At 39.8% G+C, this 18590-nt stretch carries 18 protein-coding genes; 7 read left to right on the top strand and 11 right to left on the bottom strand.

The features are described from left to right. Nucleotides 1-6: 6 nt before the first annotated feature. Nucleotides 7-492: a hypothetical protein gene (locus PL8927_RS10110; protein WP_083620720.1), complete on the top strand. Its 486-nt coding sequence runs from the start codon at nt 7-9 to the stop codon at nt 490-492. Nucleotides 493-546: 54 nt separating this feature from the next. Here PL8927_RS10110 and PL8927_RS10105 read toward each other — a convergent pair whose 3' ends face one another. Then, a complete protein-coding gene (locus PL8927_RS10105) occupies nt 547-1041 on the bottom strand; it encodes a hypothetical protein (protein WP_156093153.1) in 495 nt (164 codons plus the stop codon). Between the two features lie 279 nt (nt 1042-1320). Further along, entirely contained in the window at nt 1321-2622 is a 1302-nt protein-coding gene (locus PL8927_RS10100) for an FGGY-family carbohydrate kinase (RefSeq protein ID WP_083620711.1), read from the bottom strand. A gap of 227 nt (nt 2623-2849) precedes the next feature. On the opposite strand from PL8927_RS10100, the gene PL8927_RS10095 reads away from it, so the two are divergent. Then, entirely contained in the window at nt 2850-3509 is a 660-nt protein-coding gene (locus tag PL8927_RS10095; protein WP_083620708.1) for a peptidoglycan-binding domain-containing protein, read from the top strand. Nucleotides 3510-3555: 46 nt separating this feature from the next. On the opposite strand, the gene PL8927_RS10090 is transcribed toward PL8927_RS10095, so the two are convergent. The 4 genes from PL8927_RS10090 to pdxA all read right to left on the bottom strand — a co-directional run bounded on the left by PL8927_RS10090 (nt 3556) and on the right by pdxA (nt 9101). After that, nucleotides 3556-5967, bottom strand: coding sequence for a serine/threonine-protein kinase (locus PL8927_RS10090; RefSeq protein WP_083620944.1), 2412 nt, complete (start codon nt 5965-5967; stop codon nt 3556-3558). 214 nt (nt 5968-6181) lie between these two features. Further along, complete coding sequence (gene moeB, locus PL8927_RS10085) at nt 6182-7354, bottom strand: molybdopterin-synthase adenylyltransferase MoeB (RefSeq protein WP_083620705.1); 1173 nt, start codon at nt 7352-7354, stop codon at nt 6182-6184. A gap of 87 nt (nt 7355-7441) precedes the next feature. Further along, on the bottom strand, nt 7442-7915 hold the full coding sequence (locus PL8927_RS10080; RefSeq protein WP_083620702.1) for a Mov34/MPN/PAD-1 family protein: 474 nt from the start codon (nt 7913-7915) through the stop codon (nt 7442-7444). A gap of 148 nt (nt 7916-8063) precedes the next feature. Next, nucleotides 8064-9101, bottom strand: coding sequence for a 4-hydroxythreonine-4-phosphate dehydrogenase PdxA (gene pdxA / locus PL8927_RS10075; RefSeq protein ID WP_083620698.1), 1038 nt, complete (start codon nt 9099-9101; stop codon nt 8064-8066). A 200-nt stretch (nt 9102-9301) separates the two neighbouring features. Between pdxA and PL8927_RS10070 the strand changes: the two genes are divergently transcribed. Both PL8927_RS10070 and PL8927_RS10065 read left to right on the top strand, forming a co-directional pair. Beyond that, on the top strand, nt 9302-10282 hold the full coding sequence (locus PL8927_RS10070) for a hypothetical protein (protein ID WP_083620695.1): 981 nt from the start codon (nt 9302-9304) through the stop codon (nt 10280-10282). Between the two features lie 59 nt (nt 10283-10341). Further along, the gene (locus PL8927_RS10065) at nt 10342-12228 is read left to right on the top strand and encodes a serine/threonine protein kinase (protein WP_083620692.1); all 1887 of its coding nucleotides are present in this window, start codon (nt 10342-10344) and stop codon (nt 12226-12228) included. Nucleotides 12229-12270: 42 nt separating this feature from the next. On the opposite strand, the gene PL8927_RS10060 is transcribed toward PL8927_RS10065, so the two are convergent. Beyond that, nucleotides 12271-12927, bottom strand: coding sequence for a TapB family protein (locus PL8927_RS10060; protein WP_083620690.1), 657 nt, complete (start codon nt 12925-12927; stop codon nt 12271-12273). A 134-nt stretch (nt 12928-13061) separates the two neighbouring features. Between PL8927_RS10060 and PL8927_RS10055 the strand changes: the two genes are divergently transcribed. Then, nucleotides 13062-13490: a DUF29 family protein gene (locus tag PL8927_RS10055; protein ID WP_083620687.1), complete on the top strand. Its 429-nt coding sequence runs from the start codon at nt 13062-13064 to the stop codon at nt 13488-13490. A 77-nt stretch (nt 13491-13567) separates the two neighbouring features. On the opposite strand, the gene PL8927_RS10050 is transcribed toward PL8927_RS10055, so the two are convergent. The 4 genes from PL8927_RS10050 to tnpA all read right to left on the bottom strand — a co-directional run bounded on the left by PL8927_RS10050 (nt 13568) and on the right by tnpA (nt 17441). Further along, nucleotides 13568-14512 (bottom strand): GDP-L-fucose synthase family protein, encoded by a 945-nt coding sequence (locus PL8927_RS10050; RefSeq protein WP_083620685.1) that lies wholly within the window; start codon nt 14510-14512, stop codon nt 13568-13570. Between the two features lie 26 nt (nt 14513-14538). Then, on the bottom strand, nt 14539-15567 hold the full coding sequence (gene gmd, locus PL8927_RS10045) for a GDP-mannose 4,6-dehydratase (protein WP_083620683.1): 1029 nt from the start codon (nt 15565-15567) through the stop codon (nt 14539-14541). 429 nt (nt 15568-15996) lie between these two features. Next, complete coding sequence (locus PL8927_RS10040) at nt 15997-16731, bottom strand: sugar transferase (RefSeq protein ID WP_083620680.1); 735 nt, start codon at nt 16729-16731, stop codon at nt 15997-15999. A 317-nt stretch (nt 16732-17048) separates the two neighbouring features. Next, nucleotides 17049-17441 carry an IS200/IS605 family transposase gene (gene tnpA / locus PL8927_RS10035; protein WP_083620676.1) on the bottom strand — a complete coding sequence of 131 codons (393 nt, stop codon included), beginning with the start codon at nt 17439-17441 and terminating at the stop codon, nt 17049-17051. 5 nt (nt 17442-17446) lie between these two features. Here tnpA and PL8927_RS10030 point away from each other — a divergent pair, with 5 nt between their 5' ends. Next, complete coding sequence (locus PL8927_RS10030; protein WP_231505975.1) at nt 17447-18172, top strand: RNA-guided endonuclease InsQ/TnpB family protein; 726 nt, start codon at nt 17447-17449, stop codon at nt 18170-18172. A gap of 14 nt (nt 18173-18186) precedes the next feature. Continuing rightward, nucleotides 18187-18588 carry a DUF4087 domain-containing protein gene (locus tag PL8927_RS10025; RefSeq protein WP_231505974.1) on the top strand — a complete coding sequence of 134 codons (402 nt, stop codon included), beginning with the start codon at nt 18187-18189 and terminating at the stop codon, nt 18586-18588. The last annotated feature ends 2 nt before the right edge of the window (nt 18589-18590 follow it).

Genomic DNA, 18590 nt, shown 5'->3' with positions numbered 1-18590 from the left:
TGACTTATGTTAACGCACTATCGTGTACCTGTGAGTTTGTCGTTAGTCTCGATAGACTTACCTGTTCGCTCTTTAATTGAAGGCTCGGCAACCCTGTATCAAAAGGATCGAGACCAGTTTCATTTATTGTTACATGAACCTGCATTAGTGGAATGGGAATCTGATCCCTTTCCCCAAGAACGGATCATACCCCCCCCAAAACCCCGTCTATTGTGGTTAGAGGTTTCTCCCTATCGAGCGGTGATGACGATGCAGGGACAGGGAAAATACAGTTATCGTCACCTCTGGCAACAGGGAATGTACGGCTTAAGTCGATATTATCTGCAAACGGATTTACAAGCAATGGCTAGTCAACTCCGTCTGCGGAATTTTACTCGTCAGTTAGAGTTAGTCGGACATCCTCTACCGGAATATATGCGTTTAGAATACGAACTTTGGTCAGAAAATGTGCAAATGGGTCGTTATGTTTTAAGTTTAGAAATTCATCATTAAGGAGTGTTGACGGTTGACGGTTGACGGTTGACTGTTAACCATCAACATCTCTGCTTACGGTGTTTTCTGGGGACAATAATTCACTAACTCTTTGAATAGAGCTTCATTTTTAGAAGCAATTTGTTTGGCTTTTCCTCCGGCTTCTTCGATTGTTTTTTGAGCTTGTAAGAGTTGTTGTTTTCCCTCTGGACTAACGGAGACTTTCTCCGCAGTGGTTAAAGCTTCAGAAATTGGTTTGAGGGTGTTAGATAGGTCTCTAAATTGTTGAATTGAGTTTTTTTGAAAGGTTTGTAAGGGTTTATCTTTGATGGTTAGAGTTTCTATTTCCTGGGAAATCATATTTAACTCTTGAGACAGTTGTTTTGTGGCTGTCGCATCTAATTTAGGACTGAGGTTAACCACTAAGGTTTGACCTTCACTAATCATTCCGATAAGTTTTGTACAGTCGGCGGATTTACTGCTACAACTGGTTAGGGAAAAGGCGATCGCAACAACGGTCACGATCCGTAATAGATAGGGGTTAAAACGCAAGTTCTCAGAAAATTTCACAATAGTTTAGGATATTCAGCCTCAACTATTGTGCGGTGTTTGGGCTAGAAAATCAAGGGTTATTTTTAAGATAACTCTTATTCATCAATAGCCTCCTAATATTACCTAGTCCATGTTTACTCAGAATATTGCACCTGATTCTGAAAAAACGATTTGGGGCCAAAAAAGAACTAATTGAATAGGGTTTTGGCACTAAAAATCAGTTTTTTCACTTTTTGGCAATGGTACAATATCTCAGTGTAACTTATATTTTAAAAAATCTACTACAAAGATCCAATCCTATACCCATCGTCCTCCATTAAGGGCAAGTAACGCACTTCCATAAGCAGCTTCTGTATGAATAGATTGAACCATATTAACGTTTAAATAACGCTGACGAATAGCTGTCCAAGTCTGATTTTTTGCCCCTCCTCCGGCGGTATAAACTTGAGTTATGGGCGGGGCTCCGAGTTGTTGTAAAAGTTGATAACCTTGAGCTTCAATTTTGGCTATACCTTCTAATAAACCTTGTAAAAATTCAACGGGATTATTGGGACGAGGTTGAAGACGGGGAAGTAATTCGGGGTCGTTAATGGGGAAGCGATCGCCTTTTTTAATTAAAGGATAATAATCTAAGTTACTATTAAAATTAGGGTTAATTTGACGGCTGAAATTTTCCAGTTCCCTATCACTAAAAAATTGGCGTAAGACCGCACCTCCGGTATTAGAAGCACCTCCTGTTAACCATAAATCACCTAAGCGATGGCTATAAATCCCATATTTAGTATTATTTACAGGAGTATGACTGAGAAGTTTTAAGACTAAAGTTGAACCTAAAGATGTCACCGCTTCCCCTGGAAGCTTTGCCCCACTGGCTACAAAAGCGGCTATACTATCGGTCGTTCCTGCACAAATAATACAGGTTTTTGGTAACTGTAACTGTTCGGCAATTTCCGGGGTAATGTTTCTAATTGGGGTTCCTGGGGTAACCACATCAGGAAGTTTCAATACTTCTAAATTGATCAGGGATTGTAAACCGTTAATTAACCAATTTGGATAGGTTAAATTTTCTACATCATAACCTAATTTTAAACTATTGTGATAATCACTAATCCCCAATTTTCCATGCAGTAAAAATCCTAACCAGTCGGCTTGATGGAGAAAATAAAAGGGAGTAGAGGGTTGTTTTTTGATGTCTCTATTATCAACCGTTAACCACCAGATGAGTTTAGCTAAACTGGAGGTAGCACTGATAACCGGATGCTCAGAAGGCGCGATGGTTTTTAACAATTCCATGACCGTGATCCCTCGGCTATCATTGTATAGAATTGGGGAATCTACGGGTATGCCATTTTGATCGCAAAGTAACACAGTAGCGGAGGTTCCATTAATAGCGATCGCATCAATTTGACGGCGAAAATGTAACGGAATTTGTTGAATCACTTCAAATAGAGCCGTTTTCCACATCGATATCCATTCCGAAGAGTCTGTTAACCGGGGAAAAGGAAATTGAGTTTCAGCCACCACTGTCCCTTGAGGATTAATCGTGATTGAGCGAGCGCCGGATGTGCCAAAATCAATCCCGATATAAAAATTAACCATGCTTTTGATCCGAGTTCAATTCATATTTTAATATTTATAGTAGGATGGAAAGTTTGCGAGTCTCCCCAATAGCGATTATTTTGTTAAGTTTTAATAAAAATTACCGAAAAAATAAAATTACTCTGGACGTTTTTTGCTCACAAAGTTATAAATTAAAGGTCAGTAGCTGAATTTTAATCAGATTCACTGCTGCTTATTGTAATTTTGAGCCATTAATCGAGGATTTCATGGATACGCTTGCTTATAATCATCTCGTTTCTGCTTATGAGTCTCCTCGCCAACCCCATCTCAACGGGGGCTTGGTACTATTCCGAGGTATAAATTGGAGTCAAATGTCAACGGCTTGCTGGATGCCGATTGTCGCAGCAGCCATTGGCTTATCGGTGGTGAGTGTCAGCCAACCCGCCAGCGCAGCCCTTTACCGAGGCGATAGTGGCTATGGTGTTAAACAGGTTCAATATGCGTTACAGAACCAAGGTTATTTAAACGCCAGAGCAACGGGTTACTTTGGCTCCTACACAAAACACGCCGTCATGGCTTTTCAACGAGCTAATGGCTTACATCCCGATGGAGTAGTCGGCCCAGCAACAGCATCAGCGTTAGGAGTCGGTGGATATCATAAACCGAAAAAGCCTAGCTATACTTATGCCAGTTATGGCTGTACTCGTCATTGTGGCGGGGGTAGTGGCTATCTATCGCGGGGTGACAGTAGCTACCATGTCAAAAAACTGCAAAATCGTTTAGCTAACCTGGGTTATTTTAATGCGAACTCCACAGGCTACTATGGAAAACTAACAGCCCATGCTGTTAAATCCTTCCAAGCAGATTGTGGACTCTCCGTCGATGGTATTGCTGGCCCTGCAACTCTGGCCGCATTAGGAATTTAGCATCTTTTGTAGAGACGTTGCATACAACGTCTCTACAAGGTTTGTATTAACGTAACCACAATTTAATCGTTTTGTCTTTACTTCCACTGACCAAACGATTGCCATCGGGGCTAAATTTAACCGAATAAATATCATCTTGATGTCCGGTTAAGGTGTTTAATAATTTTCCGGTTTCCAGGTTCCACAATTTAATCGTTTTATCCCGGCTTCCACTGGCAATAATATTATTATCGGGACTGATAGCAACGGATAAGACATCGTTAGTATGTCCGGTAAGGGTACGAATTAAAGCTCCGGTTTCTAGGTTCCAAATTTTTACCGTATCATCTAAACTTCCACTGACAATAGTTTTACCATCGGGGCTAATGGTTAGCGATCGCACCGCTTCTAAATGTCCGGTGAGAGTGTTTAATAATTCTCCGGTTTCTACCTGCCAAATTTTAATTGTTTGATCTTGAGAACCTGTAACTAAAAGTTGACCATCGGGACTAAAAACAGCCGCATAAACCTGATCTTGATGATCAGTTAAATTCTCTAAAATTGCACCCGTTTTTCGATCCCAAATTTTGACAGTTTTATCCCCACTCGCACTAGCAATTTTTTGATTATCAGGACTGACATCAACTGACCAGATTGTGGCTAAATGTTCTAAGGGTAAATAGGCTTGTCCAGTGGTCAGATTCCATTCTAATATACGCCATAACCCACTCCCAGAAGAAATTTCTGTACCATCCGAGTTAAAATCTACAGAATAAATCGGAGAAAAATCTCCCTCTAAACTTTTAGTTTCTGTGCCACTTTTAAGATCCCATAATTTTAGGGTTGTATCTTGACTTCCACTGGCTATAGTTTGACCATCGGGACTGAAAGTAACAGCCCAAACTGCATCAGAATGTTGGGCAAAATCTTGAGGGGTAACGGTTTTCCAAAAGACTTGATCTCGACATTTTTGAATCAAATTTTGAATCGCTTGATTTTGACGAGAATTTTCGGAAATCTTTTGAGCTTCATCTAAACATTGATCATAATTTCCGGTAGCCAAAAATCCATTAACAGTATTCAATTGTTGCGTTTCTAATTGTTTTAAATTCTGCCATTTTTGATATTCAGATATTGCGAGAATAATTCCTAATAAACTCAGCAATCCTAAGCCTAACCAAAGCAGTTGAGAAAGACGAGGTTTTTTAAGGGATTTAGACTCTATATTTTGAACATTTCGAGAGGGAGGTTGAGGAAGTGTGAATTTAAACTTCTGAATGAATTGAAGGAATTGAGTTAAAATTGATTGCGGTAAAACCTGCTTTTCAATCGTTGCAATATCTTCATCCGTCAAGCCCAAAAGTTGTTGTAATCGTTGTAATTCTTCACGGGTTTCAGGCGTAAAAGGATACTCTTGTTGTAGGGTTGCAATTAAAGCTTGTTCATACCGTTCTCCTTTTTCCCGATATTTACGATAGGGGTTTAAAATTTCATCTTCAATGGCTTCTGCTTCTTCGGGTAACAGGTCTAAATTAAAACGTAGTTCTTCTAAAATTTGCCGACCTACAATCGAAATTTCACCGCGATGATGGTTGGCACAACTTTTAACTTCTTCTCGATAAATTTCTAGTTTAGAGAGGTTAGGAGAAGCGGATAGACGAATGGTTTTAAGATCGGCTAAAACTTCATCCGTCGATTGATAGCGTTGGCGATAATCAGAGCGAACCATCTTATCTAAAATATCGCCCAATTCAACACTGACAATTGCTAAATGTCGCCAAAATATTTCTCCTGTATCTGAACCATTATTGCTTCGCAGTTTTGGCAGTTCCGATGCAGGTAAACCCGTTAATGCTTGAATTGCAATCATCCCCAACGCATAAATATCACTATTAAAATGGGGATGACATTGGAATTGTTCAATAGGCATATATTCAAGGGTTCCAACGCGACTGGCGGGGGAATCTTGATTGGAGTTCAGATTGATTTCTTGAACCGCCCCAAAATCCAGTAACATCATTTTTCCATCGCTTTGACGACGGATTAAATTACTGGGTTTAATATCCCGATGAATCACGCCCTGTTGATGCACAAACCGGAGAATTCCTAACACATCAGTTAGTAAATTTATAACTTGATTTTCCGGTAATGGCCGACCCGGTATAATCTCATCTGTTAATGAATGACCCGCAACATAAGATTCAACTAAATAAAATTCTCGATTTTCTTCAAAATAAGCCAATAGTTGCGGAATTTGATCATGTTGGGAGAGTTTCTCTAGGATCTTGGCTTCTTGTTGAAAGCGACGACGGGCTACATTAACGAGTTTGGCATCTTCTGGGGCGAGATGCAAATGTTTAACAAAACACAACGATTCACCCGGTCGCCGAGTATCTTTGGCGAGATAGGTTTTCCCGAACTCTGTTGACTCAATCACGTCTATGACTTGATAGCGTCCATCTAAAAGCTGACCAACCATAGCAAAAATATTGACCCTATTTTGTTTGATTATGCCATTAATTGTGAAGGATTGGGAAAGCACTATCTGATTTAGATGATATTAAAATTAGGATTAATCCTATCGTTCATGGATGTTCCTGTTGAATTTAATAGTTCAAAAAAAAGTGAGTTGAGTTTACAGAAACACAACCCACTCTCACACCCTTTTAGGATAGTTTTACAATTCAATTCCTTTAATACTCTGGAACTGAGGAATCAATTTCTCGACTCCAAGCGAGAATTCCACCTTTAACGTTAGTGCCTTCAATGCCTGCTTCTTTGAGAATTCCTAACGCTTTTCCCGAACGCATTCCTGATTTACAATGGGCAATTAAACGATGACCATTTAACTGTTCTTTAACTTGTTCAATACCTTTGCCTTGTTCAATATCTGGTAAAGGAATTAACACCGAACCCGGAATTTTTGCGATTTCGTACTCGTGGGGATTACGAACATCAATTAACAGAAAATCATCAGCCCCACTATTGAGTAATTCCTTGAGTTCGTGAACCGTCATTTCAGGAATATCCATTTTTTGTTTTGCCTCCTGTTCTTTGGCTTGGGTAATTCCACAGAATTGTTCGTAATCAATTAATTTTTCAATCACCGGACGTTCAGGATTTGGACGTAATTTTAACTCCCGGAACGTCATTTCTAAGGAGTTATATAATAACAATCGTCCGCTTAATGTTCGACCTTTACCTAAAATAATTTTGACGGTTTCTGTGGCTTGAATCACGCCAATCATTCCGGGTAAAATTCCTAAAACGCCGCCTTCTGCACAAGAGGGAACCATCCCTGGTGGTGGGGGTTCGGGGTATAAATCGCGGTAGTTTGGCCCCCCTTCATAGTTGAACACCGTCGCCTGACCTTCAAACCGGAAAATTGACCCATAGACGTTGGGTTTGTTCAGCAACACACAGGCGTCATTAACCAAATATCGGGTCGGAAAATTGTCTGTTCCATCCACAATCACATCATAAGGTTGCAGCAGTTTCAGGGCATTTTCTGAACTGATACGGGTGTTGTAGAGGTCAACTTGACAAGCGGGGTTAATCTCCAAAATCCGGTTTTTCGCCGATTCAATTTTGGGTTTTCCCACCCAGGACGTCCCGTGAATAATTTGGCGTTGCAGATTAGAATGATCGACGACATCAAAATCCACAATTCCGATGCGTCCAATTCCCGCCGCCGCCAAATATAGCAGCAACGGCGAACCCAGTCCCCCTGTCCCGATGCACAGCACACTCGCCGCCTTCAAGCGTTTCTGACCTTCCAGACCTACTTCTGGCAAAATCAGATGGCGGGAGTAACGTTCGTAGTCGTCTTTCGTTAACTGGATTTCATCCAGATTGGGATTTAGCATAGCAATTTCGACAAAAAATATAACCGTCCCTTTTACGGGTTTTGGTCATCAAAACTATATATTGTATGTCCTAGGGAGGAAAATTGGTTAATATCTTATTAATTCTTCAACTTGAAACTGTTGATACTCATCTAAGCTCCAGTTTTGCAGGTCGGTTGCTTTTCCTGTTTGGACGGCAACAATAATATAAGAATAATCTGACCAAGCACAAACTCGATCAAATTCTGAGGGAATAGCTGGATGATCAGGATGGGAATGATAGATCCCTATAATAACAAGATTGCGATCGCGTCCTTGTTTTTGGGCTTGAATCATTTGTTGAGGAGAAATCGTAAACCGACGTTCAGAGGTGACGGGTTTATTCGGGGTTTCTACTTCCTCAAAGGTTTTAGCGGTTTCCGAATTCCAAGCATTTTCAGTAGAAATAATCTCCTCTACAATTTTATCATGATTTTCGTTAATTTTACCCATTAATAAGCCGCAACATTCCTGGGGATAGGTTTGTTCTGCATGGGTATAAATTGCTTGAATCTGTTCTGAAGATATTGTTAATGTAGGCATCGGTTAATATTCATTTTAGAATAGATTAGGATAATCATCAGTTTATTGACAACAAAAGACGAGACTAATAATAAAATAGCCGTTATCATTAATTCGATTAACTGAAACCAGAGAATAGACGGTTTAGAATTTCAATTTGACATCTGAATTAAGGATAATTACGATTGTTAACTAACTCTATTCCTAATTCGATAGCAGCTTTCATACTAGACTCATCTGCAATTCCTTTTCCAGCAATATCAAAGGCTGTGCCATGATCAGGAGAGGTTCTAATAAAAGGTAAACCAATCGTTGTATTAACGGCTCGATCAAATGCCATTAATTTAACCGGAATTAACCCTTGATCATGATATAATGCTAAGTAACCATCATGGGCATTTTTCCCTAAATTAAACCAAGCTTGACCCGGTTTAACCCACATCGTATCAGGCGGAATCGGGCCGTCTAATTGAATATAAGGATAGCGATCGCGTTGTTGATTTAACCAAGGAATTAACCAGTCTTTTTCTTCTGTTCCTAACTGTCCATTTTCTCCACTATGGGGATTTAATCCCGCCACAGCAATTCTAGGATTTTCTAGTCCAAATTCATGACGTAAACAATCCACAAATAACCCTAATTTTAAACTCATTAATTCCGGCGTTAAAGTTTGGGAAACTTGCGAAAGGGGAATATGAGTAGTAGCTAAAAGGGTTCTTAATGTCCATCCTGTATAGGGAGAACGAGCAACAAATAACATTCCAAAGCGTTTAACTTTGGCTTTTTCTGCTAATAATTCCGTTTGTCCGGGGTAATCATAACCCGCTAGATTCCATAATTTTTTAGCAATTGGCCCCGTAACAATACCATCAAATTCCCCTTTTAAAGTTCGAGCGATCGCTGTCTCCAAATATTGAAAACTCATCGCCCCACTGCTGACATTTCCGCCGCCTATTTTTAAACTCGGTAAAGTTAGATCAGGATCTAAATTAATGATCTTTAATTTATCCGGTTTTGCAGAATAAAACCCTTGACTTTGTAACTGCTGATAGGTTTGTTGTAAAATGCGATCGCTTCCTATCACAGTCAGATCACAATGTTGAGATAACACCGGATCAGCTAAGGCTTTTAACACCACTTCTGGCCCAATTCCTGATGGATCACCTAATGTTATGGCTAAACGAGGTAATTTTTGAGATTGAGTCATAATTCCCGTAGTAAGCCCTTCAGGGCTTTTTCTTAATCGTTTTAAATATTGTAGCCCTAAAGGGCTTACTACAGTAGTAAGCCCTTCAGGGCTTTCTCTTAATCGTTTTAAATGTTTTAGCCCTAAAGGGCTTACTACGGGGGAAGAATCAGTTAAAATTAACCCTGATAGAGAAATCAGTTTATATTCAACCTCAACTCATGAATATTCCCTCAACTTTGAATGTCGTGATCGGTTTATTTTTTATTTATTTGCTCCTGAGTTTATTCACCTCAGAAATTCAAGAAGTTTTAGCCAGTTCAGTTTTTGATTGGAGGGCCAAAAATTTATATCGTTCTCTGGAAATGATTTTAGGAACTCCGGTAACAAACTTACTTTATCAACACCCGTTAATTAAATCATGGAAAGATTATAAACAACGGGTGAATAAAAGTTCTATTGGGCCATCTTATATTCCCAGTTCTACCTTTGCTTTAGCTTTAATAGGTGTAATATTAGAACAGTCGGGGGTACAACCGAAAATCGATAGTTTGACTATTGAAGATTTTATTAAAGCTATTGATTCTGAATCTATTCAAAAGATTTTTGACCCAGATCAGATTAAACTGTTTAAAATTTTAGCCGTCAAAGCCAGTAATGAAGCCAGAGAATCGACGAATATTGAACCCTTAGAACGGGAAATCAAAGATTGGTTTGAACAGTCCATGAACCGAGCATCGGGAGTATATAAACGTCAAGTAAAATTCATTACCTTGGTGATTGGATTAATTGCAGCCATTGGATTAAATGCAGATACCTTAAATATAGCTAATCGCTTATTTCAAGAACCTGTTTTACAAGAAAATCTCAGCCAAACGATTAATATTGTATTAACTCAAGAGCCAAATTCTCAACTTCAGAATTGTTTAAAACCCCAACCCGACTCTCCAGAATCCTGCCAAAATTTAACAGAGGATTTTCTTTATTCTTATTTATTTGACTTTTCCTCTCTCCCATTAGGCTGGGGTAGATCTAACCTGAATCGACAGTTTAATTCAGAAGAAAATTTATTGACTTTTAATCTAATTAAAGCTATAATAGGATGGGGATTAACAGCGATCGCAATTTCAATGGGATCATCTTTTTGGTTCGATCTTCTCAACAAATTAATTAACGTTCGCAATACCGGATCAAAATCTTAAGGATTGACTATTGGCTAATTTCAACAGATGCGCTACAATCCCAGAACTAAAGGTAGACTATGCTAAAACGATTTAGTCGTTATAGTATGGGCGATAGTATATGGTGGGGAGTTGGCAATCACAAAATGAATCTAACGCAGGAAATTGTTCTCCAGAACGGCAAATATCGGATTGATGCTGTTCTTGGTCTAGGCGAGTTTGGCGTGACCTACCAAGCAACTCACCATCTAACTGATCAAACGGTGGCGATTAAAACGCTGCATCCGAAATTTATCACCTCCGTTGATTTTCCCCAAATTAAGCAGCAATTTATCACGGTTGCTAAACGTTTAAGCCAGTGTCATCATCCTAATCTGGTGCGTGTGCTGGACATCTTTGAAGAAAAGGGTTTACCCTATTTGGTGATGAATTATATTTCTAACCAAACCCTAGAAGAAACCTTAAAAACGAGTTCTCCGTTATCCGTTGATCAGGCGCTACAATACATCCGTCAGATTTCTTCCGCCTTGAGAACACTGCATCAACAGGGTTTACTACACGGAAATCTCCAACCCCGAAATATCCTGCTCCACAAGGGTACAGATATCCTCACCTTAGTTGATTTTGGGTTAACGAGTGGATTTATTGAACAGAATGCGGGGTTTCCCATCCGTAACCGGGTGTTATCCGTTGGTTATGCGTCCCTAGAACATTATCTCCCCCATCAACACCTAACCCCCGCAACGGATATTTATAGTTTGGCGGCGACGTTTTATTGTTTATTAACAGGTGAACCTCCCTTAGAAGCACCTTTGCGAGTCAATGAAGCCACACAACAGTTACTCACCGCTTCTAAACCCAGTTTAAGACAAATTCAACCTACCCTCAGTCCCGTCGTTGAACGCTTAATTTTCTGGGGATTAGAAATTGAACCCTCCCGACGTCCCCAGGGTGTTGATCAGTGGATTGCTTTTTTACCCATTGAAGACACGCTCACTGTGATTCAATCTCCCCATACCCTGATTCAACCTCAAAATCCCGTTATTGTACCTGCTACCCCTGAATCTGTGGCGGTGAAAGCTCTTGTTGAAACCCCTGTTGCGGTTCAAGAAAAACCCCTAACTCCTGTTGCTACATTATCGAGTATTCCCGCCAGTCCTCCTCCTCTTCCTCAAATCCGACCTGTTCCTATCAATATTCCGACTTGGGAACCCATAGAAACAACTTCTTCCTTGGGGTTTTTACTTCCGATTTTATTCTTAATTACCTCCTTATTTTTTGGTTGGGTTGGGTTTGATTTAACTCGGCGTTATGGGTATATTATTAGTCAGAAAACCAACCTTCAATTTAATCATCCCTTCAATAACTTAGATTCCACAGAACCGATGTTTGAAAATCCCTCTGTGGAAACTCAATCTCCGGCGGAAGTGGCGCCCGAACGTTCCACAGAAGAACCTTTAGAAGTCGGGGATGACTCAACCTTAGTAGAAGCACAAACCGAGGAAACCGCACCCGTTGATCAATATAGTAATACCAGTGTTATTGCTGAAACTGAGGGTGAAAGTTCATCAACTTCTGAGTCTGAATTAGAAGAATATTTACTCTCTCCTCCTCAAGAAGAAAGTTATTCTGATGTCGGATCGGAACCCTACGTTACAGACCCTTCAGTCTCTACTCCTGTAACCAGTTATTCTGATGATAATTATTCAACGGTTGAACCCTATACCCCCCCAGAACCCAGTTATCCTGAACAGACTAATGAGACTCTACCGACCGAGACGACATCGGGAGGAGGCGGTTCATTCTATCAAGAACCTGATCCTAATTATTACACTGAACCGACAGTTCCCATAGAGCCCGAATATCCCATTTCTTCAGAAGAAACAACCCCGATGACATCAGCACCGAATTATGGAACAGAATCTACTCTTCCCGCTTCCCCTTTAACTCCTCCTATCAGCAATTAACAGATTTTGGCTGAGTTTTGAAGTTGCGATCGCCTCTTAAATTTAATTAGGAGGAAAAGTATATTTTTCTAATTCCGTTGTGGTTTTTAATGTGCCTTTATCATCAAATATTTGCCATTTAATCGCCCCGATAAAATTCCCATACCAAGCCACTTTTTTAAACGGAGTTCCGGCTTTTGTGCCCTCAATTTCGACTTTAAACGTTGAAAATTTCCCGGCGGGAACTTCAATATCTTCTGTTCCTACAACCCGATAATTTTCTTTAACTTCTGTGGTCATTACCGCAATTTCTTGACCTTCCCAAGTCCAAGTATCCCCAGATGCTGGAGGATTTTTTAGAATCGTTTTTGCAGGTTCTAACCGATATTCGGTATTATTTCCTCCAAAGGTATAGAGTTGTCGATATTCTTTGACTAATCCATTAGGTTTAGCATACCAAATATAAAACGGTGCAAACCCCAAATTATTTTCCGTTTTATAAAGTGTTGTTCCATCGGATTGTGTTTCTAACCCTTCAACTTTAACCGTTAGTTTAGATTGCTTCCCATCAGCCGTTTTTGCTTGATATTCCCACACTCCTCCTACAGGTAGAGGAAAATAGTCCGGGGGTGGAGGTGGCGTTTCCGCAAAACTTTTGAACCCAATCATCACCAAAACAATTGTTAGAAATAATCCCCAAAAGCGTTTTTGCTTAAACATGATTTTCCTTCTTAATACTCTGTTGTTTTATTAAACCCCATTCAGGTATTAACGTCGAGACTGACGCAGAAACCTGGTTTCTTGGATTTTGTTATCTAAGCTATAATACAGTTAATCTTGTTCCTTGCTGTCCTATGGAAGAAATCTTAACCCTTAAAGAACTTTTGCTTAAAGGCGATATTTCAGGTTCTCTTGCTGTTGTGGAAGAATTAGAAGAAATGGGTCGTAAAGATATTATCAATAATATTCGCAGTTATGGTGTAATTCTGCTGTTGCATTTAATTAAACGAAAAGTTGAAAATCGCACCACTCGCTCTTGGGATGTTTCCATTCGGAACTCAATTTTAGAAATTCGAGGTTTAAACAAACGGCCGAAATCAAAAGGTATTTATCTTCCTGATGAAGATTTATATGCAACTTTAGAAGAAGCTTATTTTCAAGCCCTTAACAAAGCATCTTTAGAAGTTTCAGAAGGAATTTATGACTCAAAACAATTAGAACAGTTAGTCAATCCAGAAGAATTGTTAAATCAAGCAATGGAGTTAATTAACCCTGAAGGTTAAGTATAGAGAAATTTTAAGGAAGGGGTTTAATAGTAGAATGGGTATAGCCCATCCTACTAACCCTTATGGCTCAACAATTATTCGGCGTGCTGACGATACCAATCAATAGTATTTTTCAACCCTTCTTTAAAGCCAACTTCTGCTACAAAACCGAACTTTTCTTTGGCTCTCGTTGTATCTAAACAACGGCGAGGTTGACCATTCGGTTTATCGGTTTCCCAGACAATTTCCCCCTCAAATTCCATTAATTCACAAATCGTTTCTACTAAGTCTTTAATTTTGATTTCCTGATTTGTGCCTAAATTCACTGGATCGGGTTCATTGTATAATTGAGTCGCTCTCACAATTCCCCGCGCTGCATCCGTTGAATAGAGAAACTCGCGGGTAGGACTACCATCTCCCCAAACGGGAAGGGTCTGATCTCCTCGTTTTTGAGCTTCATAAACCTTGCAAATTAAAGCCGGAATAACGTGGGAACTTTTGGGATCAAAATTATCTTCTGGGCCGTATAAATTCACGGGTAACAGATAGATACCGTTAAAACCATACTGTTGACGATAGGATTGTAATTGCACCAATAAGGCTTTTTTAGCAATTCCATAAGGTGCGTTAGTTTCTTCGGGATATCCGTCCCAAAGATCATCTTCTTTGAAAGGAACTGGGGTAAACTTTGGATAGGCGCAAATTGTCCCCACACAGACAAACTTTTCGACTCCCGCACGATAAGCGCTGTCAATTAATTGAGTTCCCATGATCAAATTATCATAGAAAAGTTCCGCAGGTTTGATTAAATTTAAGCCAATTCCCCCAACGTGCGCCGCCAAATGAATGACAATATCTTGACCCTGAACAACTTTTTGGCAAGCGTCTAAGGTACACAGATTATAATCCTTAGAACGAGGGATCATAATCAGATTGGGATCGGCTCCCGCTTGATGCAGTTGAGCCACCACTTGACGACCCAAAAAACCCGCACCCCCTGTTACCAGAATCCGTTTATTTGTTAAATCCAGTGAATTCATGAATTTAGCCCCTATTGTATCCGTAATTAATCAAAGTGATGGCTTGCTTCTTGAGTTTCTTCTAAGGCTTTGAGATCGGAATCTACCATTAATTTTACCAATTCTTCAAAGGTAACAGTCAGTTCCCATCCTAATTTTTCTTTGGCTTTAGCGGGGTCACCAATTAAAATATCCACTTCCGCCGGACGCAAATAACGTTCATCGAATTTGACATAATTTTGCCAATCTAAATTGACATGACCAAAGGCAATATCTAGGAATTCCCGAATAGAATGGGTTTCGTTTGTAGCAACCACATAATCATCTGCTTCCGAATGTTGGAGCATCAGCCACATTGCTCGCACATAATCTTTAGCATAACCCCAATCTCGCTTAGAATCGAGATTTCCTAAATAGATTTCTTTTTGTTTTCCCTTAACAATTCGAGCCACAGCACGGGTAATTTTCCGGGTGACAAAAGTAGGGCCGCGACGGGGACTTTCATGGTTAAATAAAATCCCATTACAGGCAAATAAACCGTAGGATTCCCGATAGTTTATCGTTTGCCAATGTCCATAAACTTTAGCGCAGGCGTAGGGACTGCGGGGATAAAACGGTGTGGTTTCTTTTTGAGGAATTTCTACCACCTTCCCGAACATTTCTGAAGAACCTGCTTGATAAAAGCGGACTTCAATTCCGGTACGTTGTTGATAATCTCGAATGGCTTCTAATAGACGTAAGACCCCCATTCCAACAGTATCAACGGTATATTCTGGAGAGTCAAAACTTACCCGAACATGGGATTGAGCACCGAGGTTATAAATTTCTACGGGTTTAACTTCTTCCAAAATTCGGCGTAAAGTTGTGCCATCGGTTAAATCTCCATAGTGTAGAAATAATCGCGCCTCAACGTTATGAGGATCTTTATAAATATGGTCAATACGCTCGGTATTAAAGCTAGAACATCGGCGGATGATTCCATGAACTTCATAGCCTTTTTCTAGTAACAATTCACTCAAGTATGAGCCATCTTGACCTGTAATTCCAGTAATTAAGGCTCGTTTCCGTTCCGTCATTTAAACTATTCCTTAGAGTTTTGTTAGTTAATATTCCCTAGGTTAATTATATATAATAACTAATCAGGGGAGTGTATTCAATCTGCACCCCAGAAGATCATCAGCAATTGAGCACTCGAATCTATAACCGTGATCTTGCGGGTTCGTCAGTTTTGGATCAGCACCCATAACCAAATTAACCTGACATCAGTTTTAATTCAAGGCGAATTTTAATTCATACTTCTATGTGGCAATTTCATCCCCAGGAAAATAACAGATCATGTTGCCTGTTCCACTCTATCCTGAATTGTCCGTCTATGGGACTCATAATAAATCCCTAAACCTATCTATGTCAGAAGGTTTAGGGATAAATAAATCCTCAATTTTGGGGTTCAAGAAAAATAAAATAAGCTTCAAGTTATCCCTGAATTTTGTATTTTTTATCTTGAACTAATAAGCTCCATTATTTTTAGGAAAAATGACAACACCAATAGTTTTAATGACAATCCCCAAATCTGTCGAAAAATTCTTAAAGGTGACATAGTATAAATCCATCTGAACTCGACGAGGATAGGGAATATCATTCCGTCCTGAAACTTGCCAGAGTCCAGTAATCCCAGGTCTAATGGTTAAGATTTTATCCATGTGACGACCATATTTATGTAGTTCTTCCACCACTAAAGGTCTAGGGCCAACTACACTCATGTCACCGATTAAAACATTCCAAAATTGGGGGAATTCATCTAAACTTGTCACCCGTAAAAATCGACCTATCCAAGTAATTCTAGGATCATGTTTGAGTTTGAAATTATTCTGAAATTCTTCTCGCAGATGAGGAGAAGTTTCCATCATTTGCGCTAATATTTCATCGGCATTACTCACCATCGTTCTGAATTTAATACATCCGAACAACTTTCGGTTCTTCCCCACTCGCTCCTGTACATAAAAAACTGACCCTGGAGAGCTTAAGGCTATCAGCAGAGCCAAAATCAAGTAAACCGGAGCAAACAAAATCAGAACAGACAGAGAGAAGACAATATCAAATAATCGCTTAAAAAATTCCTCGTCTAAACGCTGTCGAGAGAGGGGTCGAGGCATTGCTCGATAGGCCAAGGGCAAAACCCCCCGCCTTGTGAACCCACGCCGAAGTCCCTTACCAAAGATGAGTTGGCTATTGGCAGTCATCTTACTCCTTCAATTCACACCACACACAGTCTTGATCATAAAGCCTCAAGACACCCAATATAGGTAATTCGGCTTTAGTTCGTCAAAATTCGGGGAGAAAATTATTTCTGACAGCAGCAGAAACGAGGGTAAACTCACCGAGAGTAGGGATAAACAGCCAAGCTTGATCCTGTCTTGACCCACTGCTAGGAACTTTACGTCTGAACCGTCTGCTGTTGGAAAGCTATTTTCACGCATCCGAAATTAATTGGCATTTTAGCATCTTCCGCAAGAAGCCCCACGTCTGACCCGGTAGGGCAGCGTGGGATGAATTGCGGTCAAGGATTATCGGAACAATCAGGTTGATTTTGATTCTCGATATATCGTCTCAGGGTTGAAATAGTTATTCCGCCACAACTTGCAACAAAGTAAGAACCATTCCAAAAAACATCTTTCCAGTAAAAAGAACTTAAATAACCAGAGAATTCTTGCCTGAGTTTTCGAGATGTCACGGATTTGAGGTTGTTAACTAAATTACTCAGAGCGATATCTGGATGATATTGAAAAAGAAGATGAACATGATCATCTTCACCATTAAACTCAATTAATTTACAATCCCACTTTTGGAGTAATTCTTCTAGGATTTCATGTAGCCGATTCAGCATTTCAAGAGTAAAAACCCGACCTCTGTATTTGATAGCAAAATCATAACACCCAACCAAGGAGGTGATTCAAAGTGCTGAAGGCAACAAAGGTTAGACTCTATCCAACACCCGAACAGGGATTGGCGTTAGCTAAGTCATTTGGTTGTGCAAGATGGTATTGGAATTTTGCCTTAAATGCCTGTATTCAGCACTATCAAGAAACTGGCAAAAGCCTAAAATTAGCATCTTACAAAGGAATGCTCCCTCAACTCAAAAAAGAATATCCTTGGCTCAAAGAAGATTGCTACTCATCGGTTCTCCAATGTGTAGCTATAAACTTAGACAGAGCTTACAAGAACTTTTTTGAGGGACGAGCTAAATTTCCTAATTTCAAGTCTAAACATCACAAGCAATCAATTCAGTATCCCCAGAGCGTTACTGTTAACGGTGAATATCTAAAAGTCCCTAAGATTGGTGAAATTAAAGCGATATTTCACAGAGAAGTCACAGGAAAGATTAAAACGGTAACAATCTCCAAAACTTCGACTGATAAATATTTTGCTTCAATTTTATGTGAAGTAGAATCAAACAGAGTTAAGGAATTAAGCAACAAAGTTATCGGGATTGATCTAGGGTTAAAAGATTTTGCAATTGTTCACAATGGAGAAACTGTAACCAAATATGCTAACCCTAAACATTTGTATCGCCATCAGAAAAATTTAGCCCAAAAACAGAAAAAGCTCTCCCGAAAAACTAAAGCTTGCACTGAGCGTAGCCGAAGTGGTAGTAAANGATATAGCACTACGCATTACAGTTAGGACATTTCTAAATCTTGAAACCCTTTCACTTCTTACTGTTCCCTGTTCCCTGTTCCCTTTCGCGTAGCGCTATACCTACTATAATTTCCTGCTTTTTTACCCTAAATCTACCTGCTAACGCCCTAGAAACCCGGTGTGGATGGTTATCAAATCCCACTCCTGCTAATTGGTTTTTAAAAGACACAGAGGGGACGTGGACTCTTTCGGTTCAAGGAGGATATCAAGCAAGCGGAATGGAGAATATTCCCGATCTTGATGGGCCAGAATATGTTAAAACCAATGGCAATTATGGCTATACCTGTGCCTGTTTAGATGTTAATACAGAGAGTAGCCAGATGAGAATTACTTCCATCCAAAGTGTTCAACCTTTGTCGCTTTCCACTTGTCAGGAAGATCCAAATTTACCCGCTTGGTAATT

It is taken from the genome of Planktothrix serta PCC 8927 (genome assembly GCF_900010725.2).
Classification (GTDB): domain Bacteria; phylum Cyanobacteriota; class Cyanobacteriia; order Cyanobacteriales; family Microcoleaceae; genus Planktothrix; species Planktothrix serta.
The sequence above is the reverse complement of the archived record's forward strand: the minus strand, read 5'-3'. Positions and strand labels throughout refer to the sequence as shown.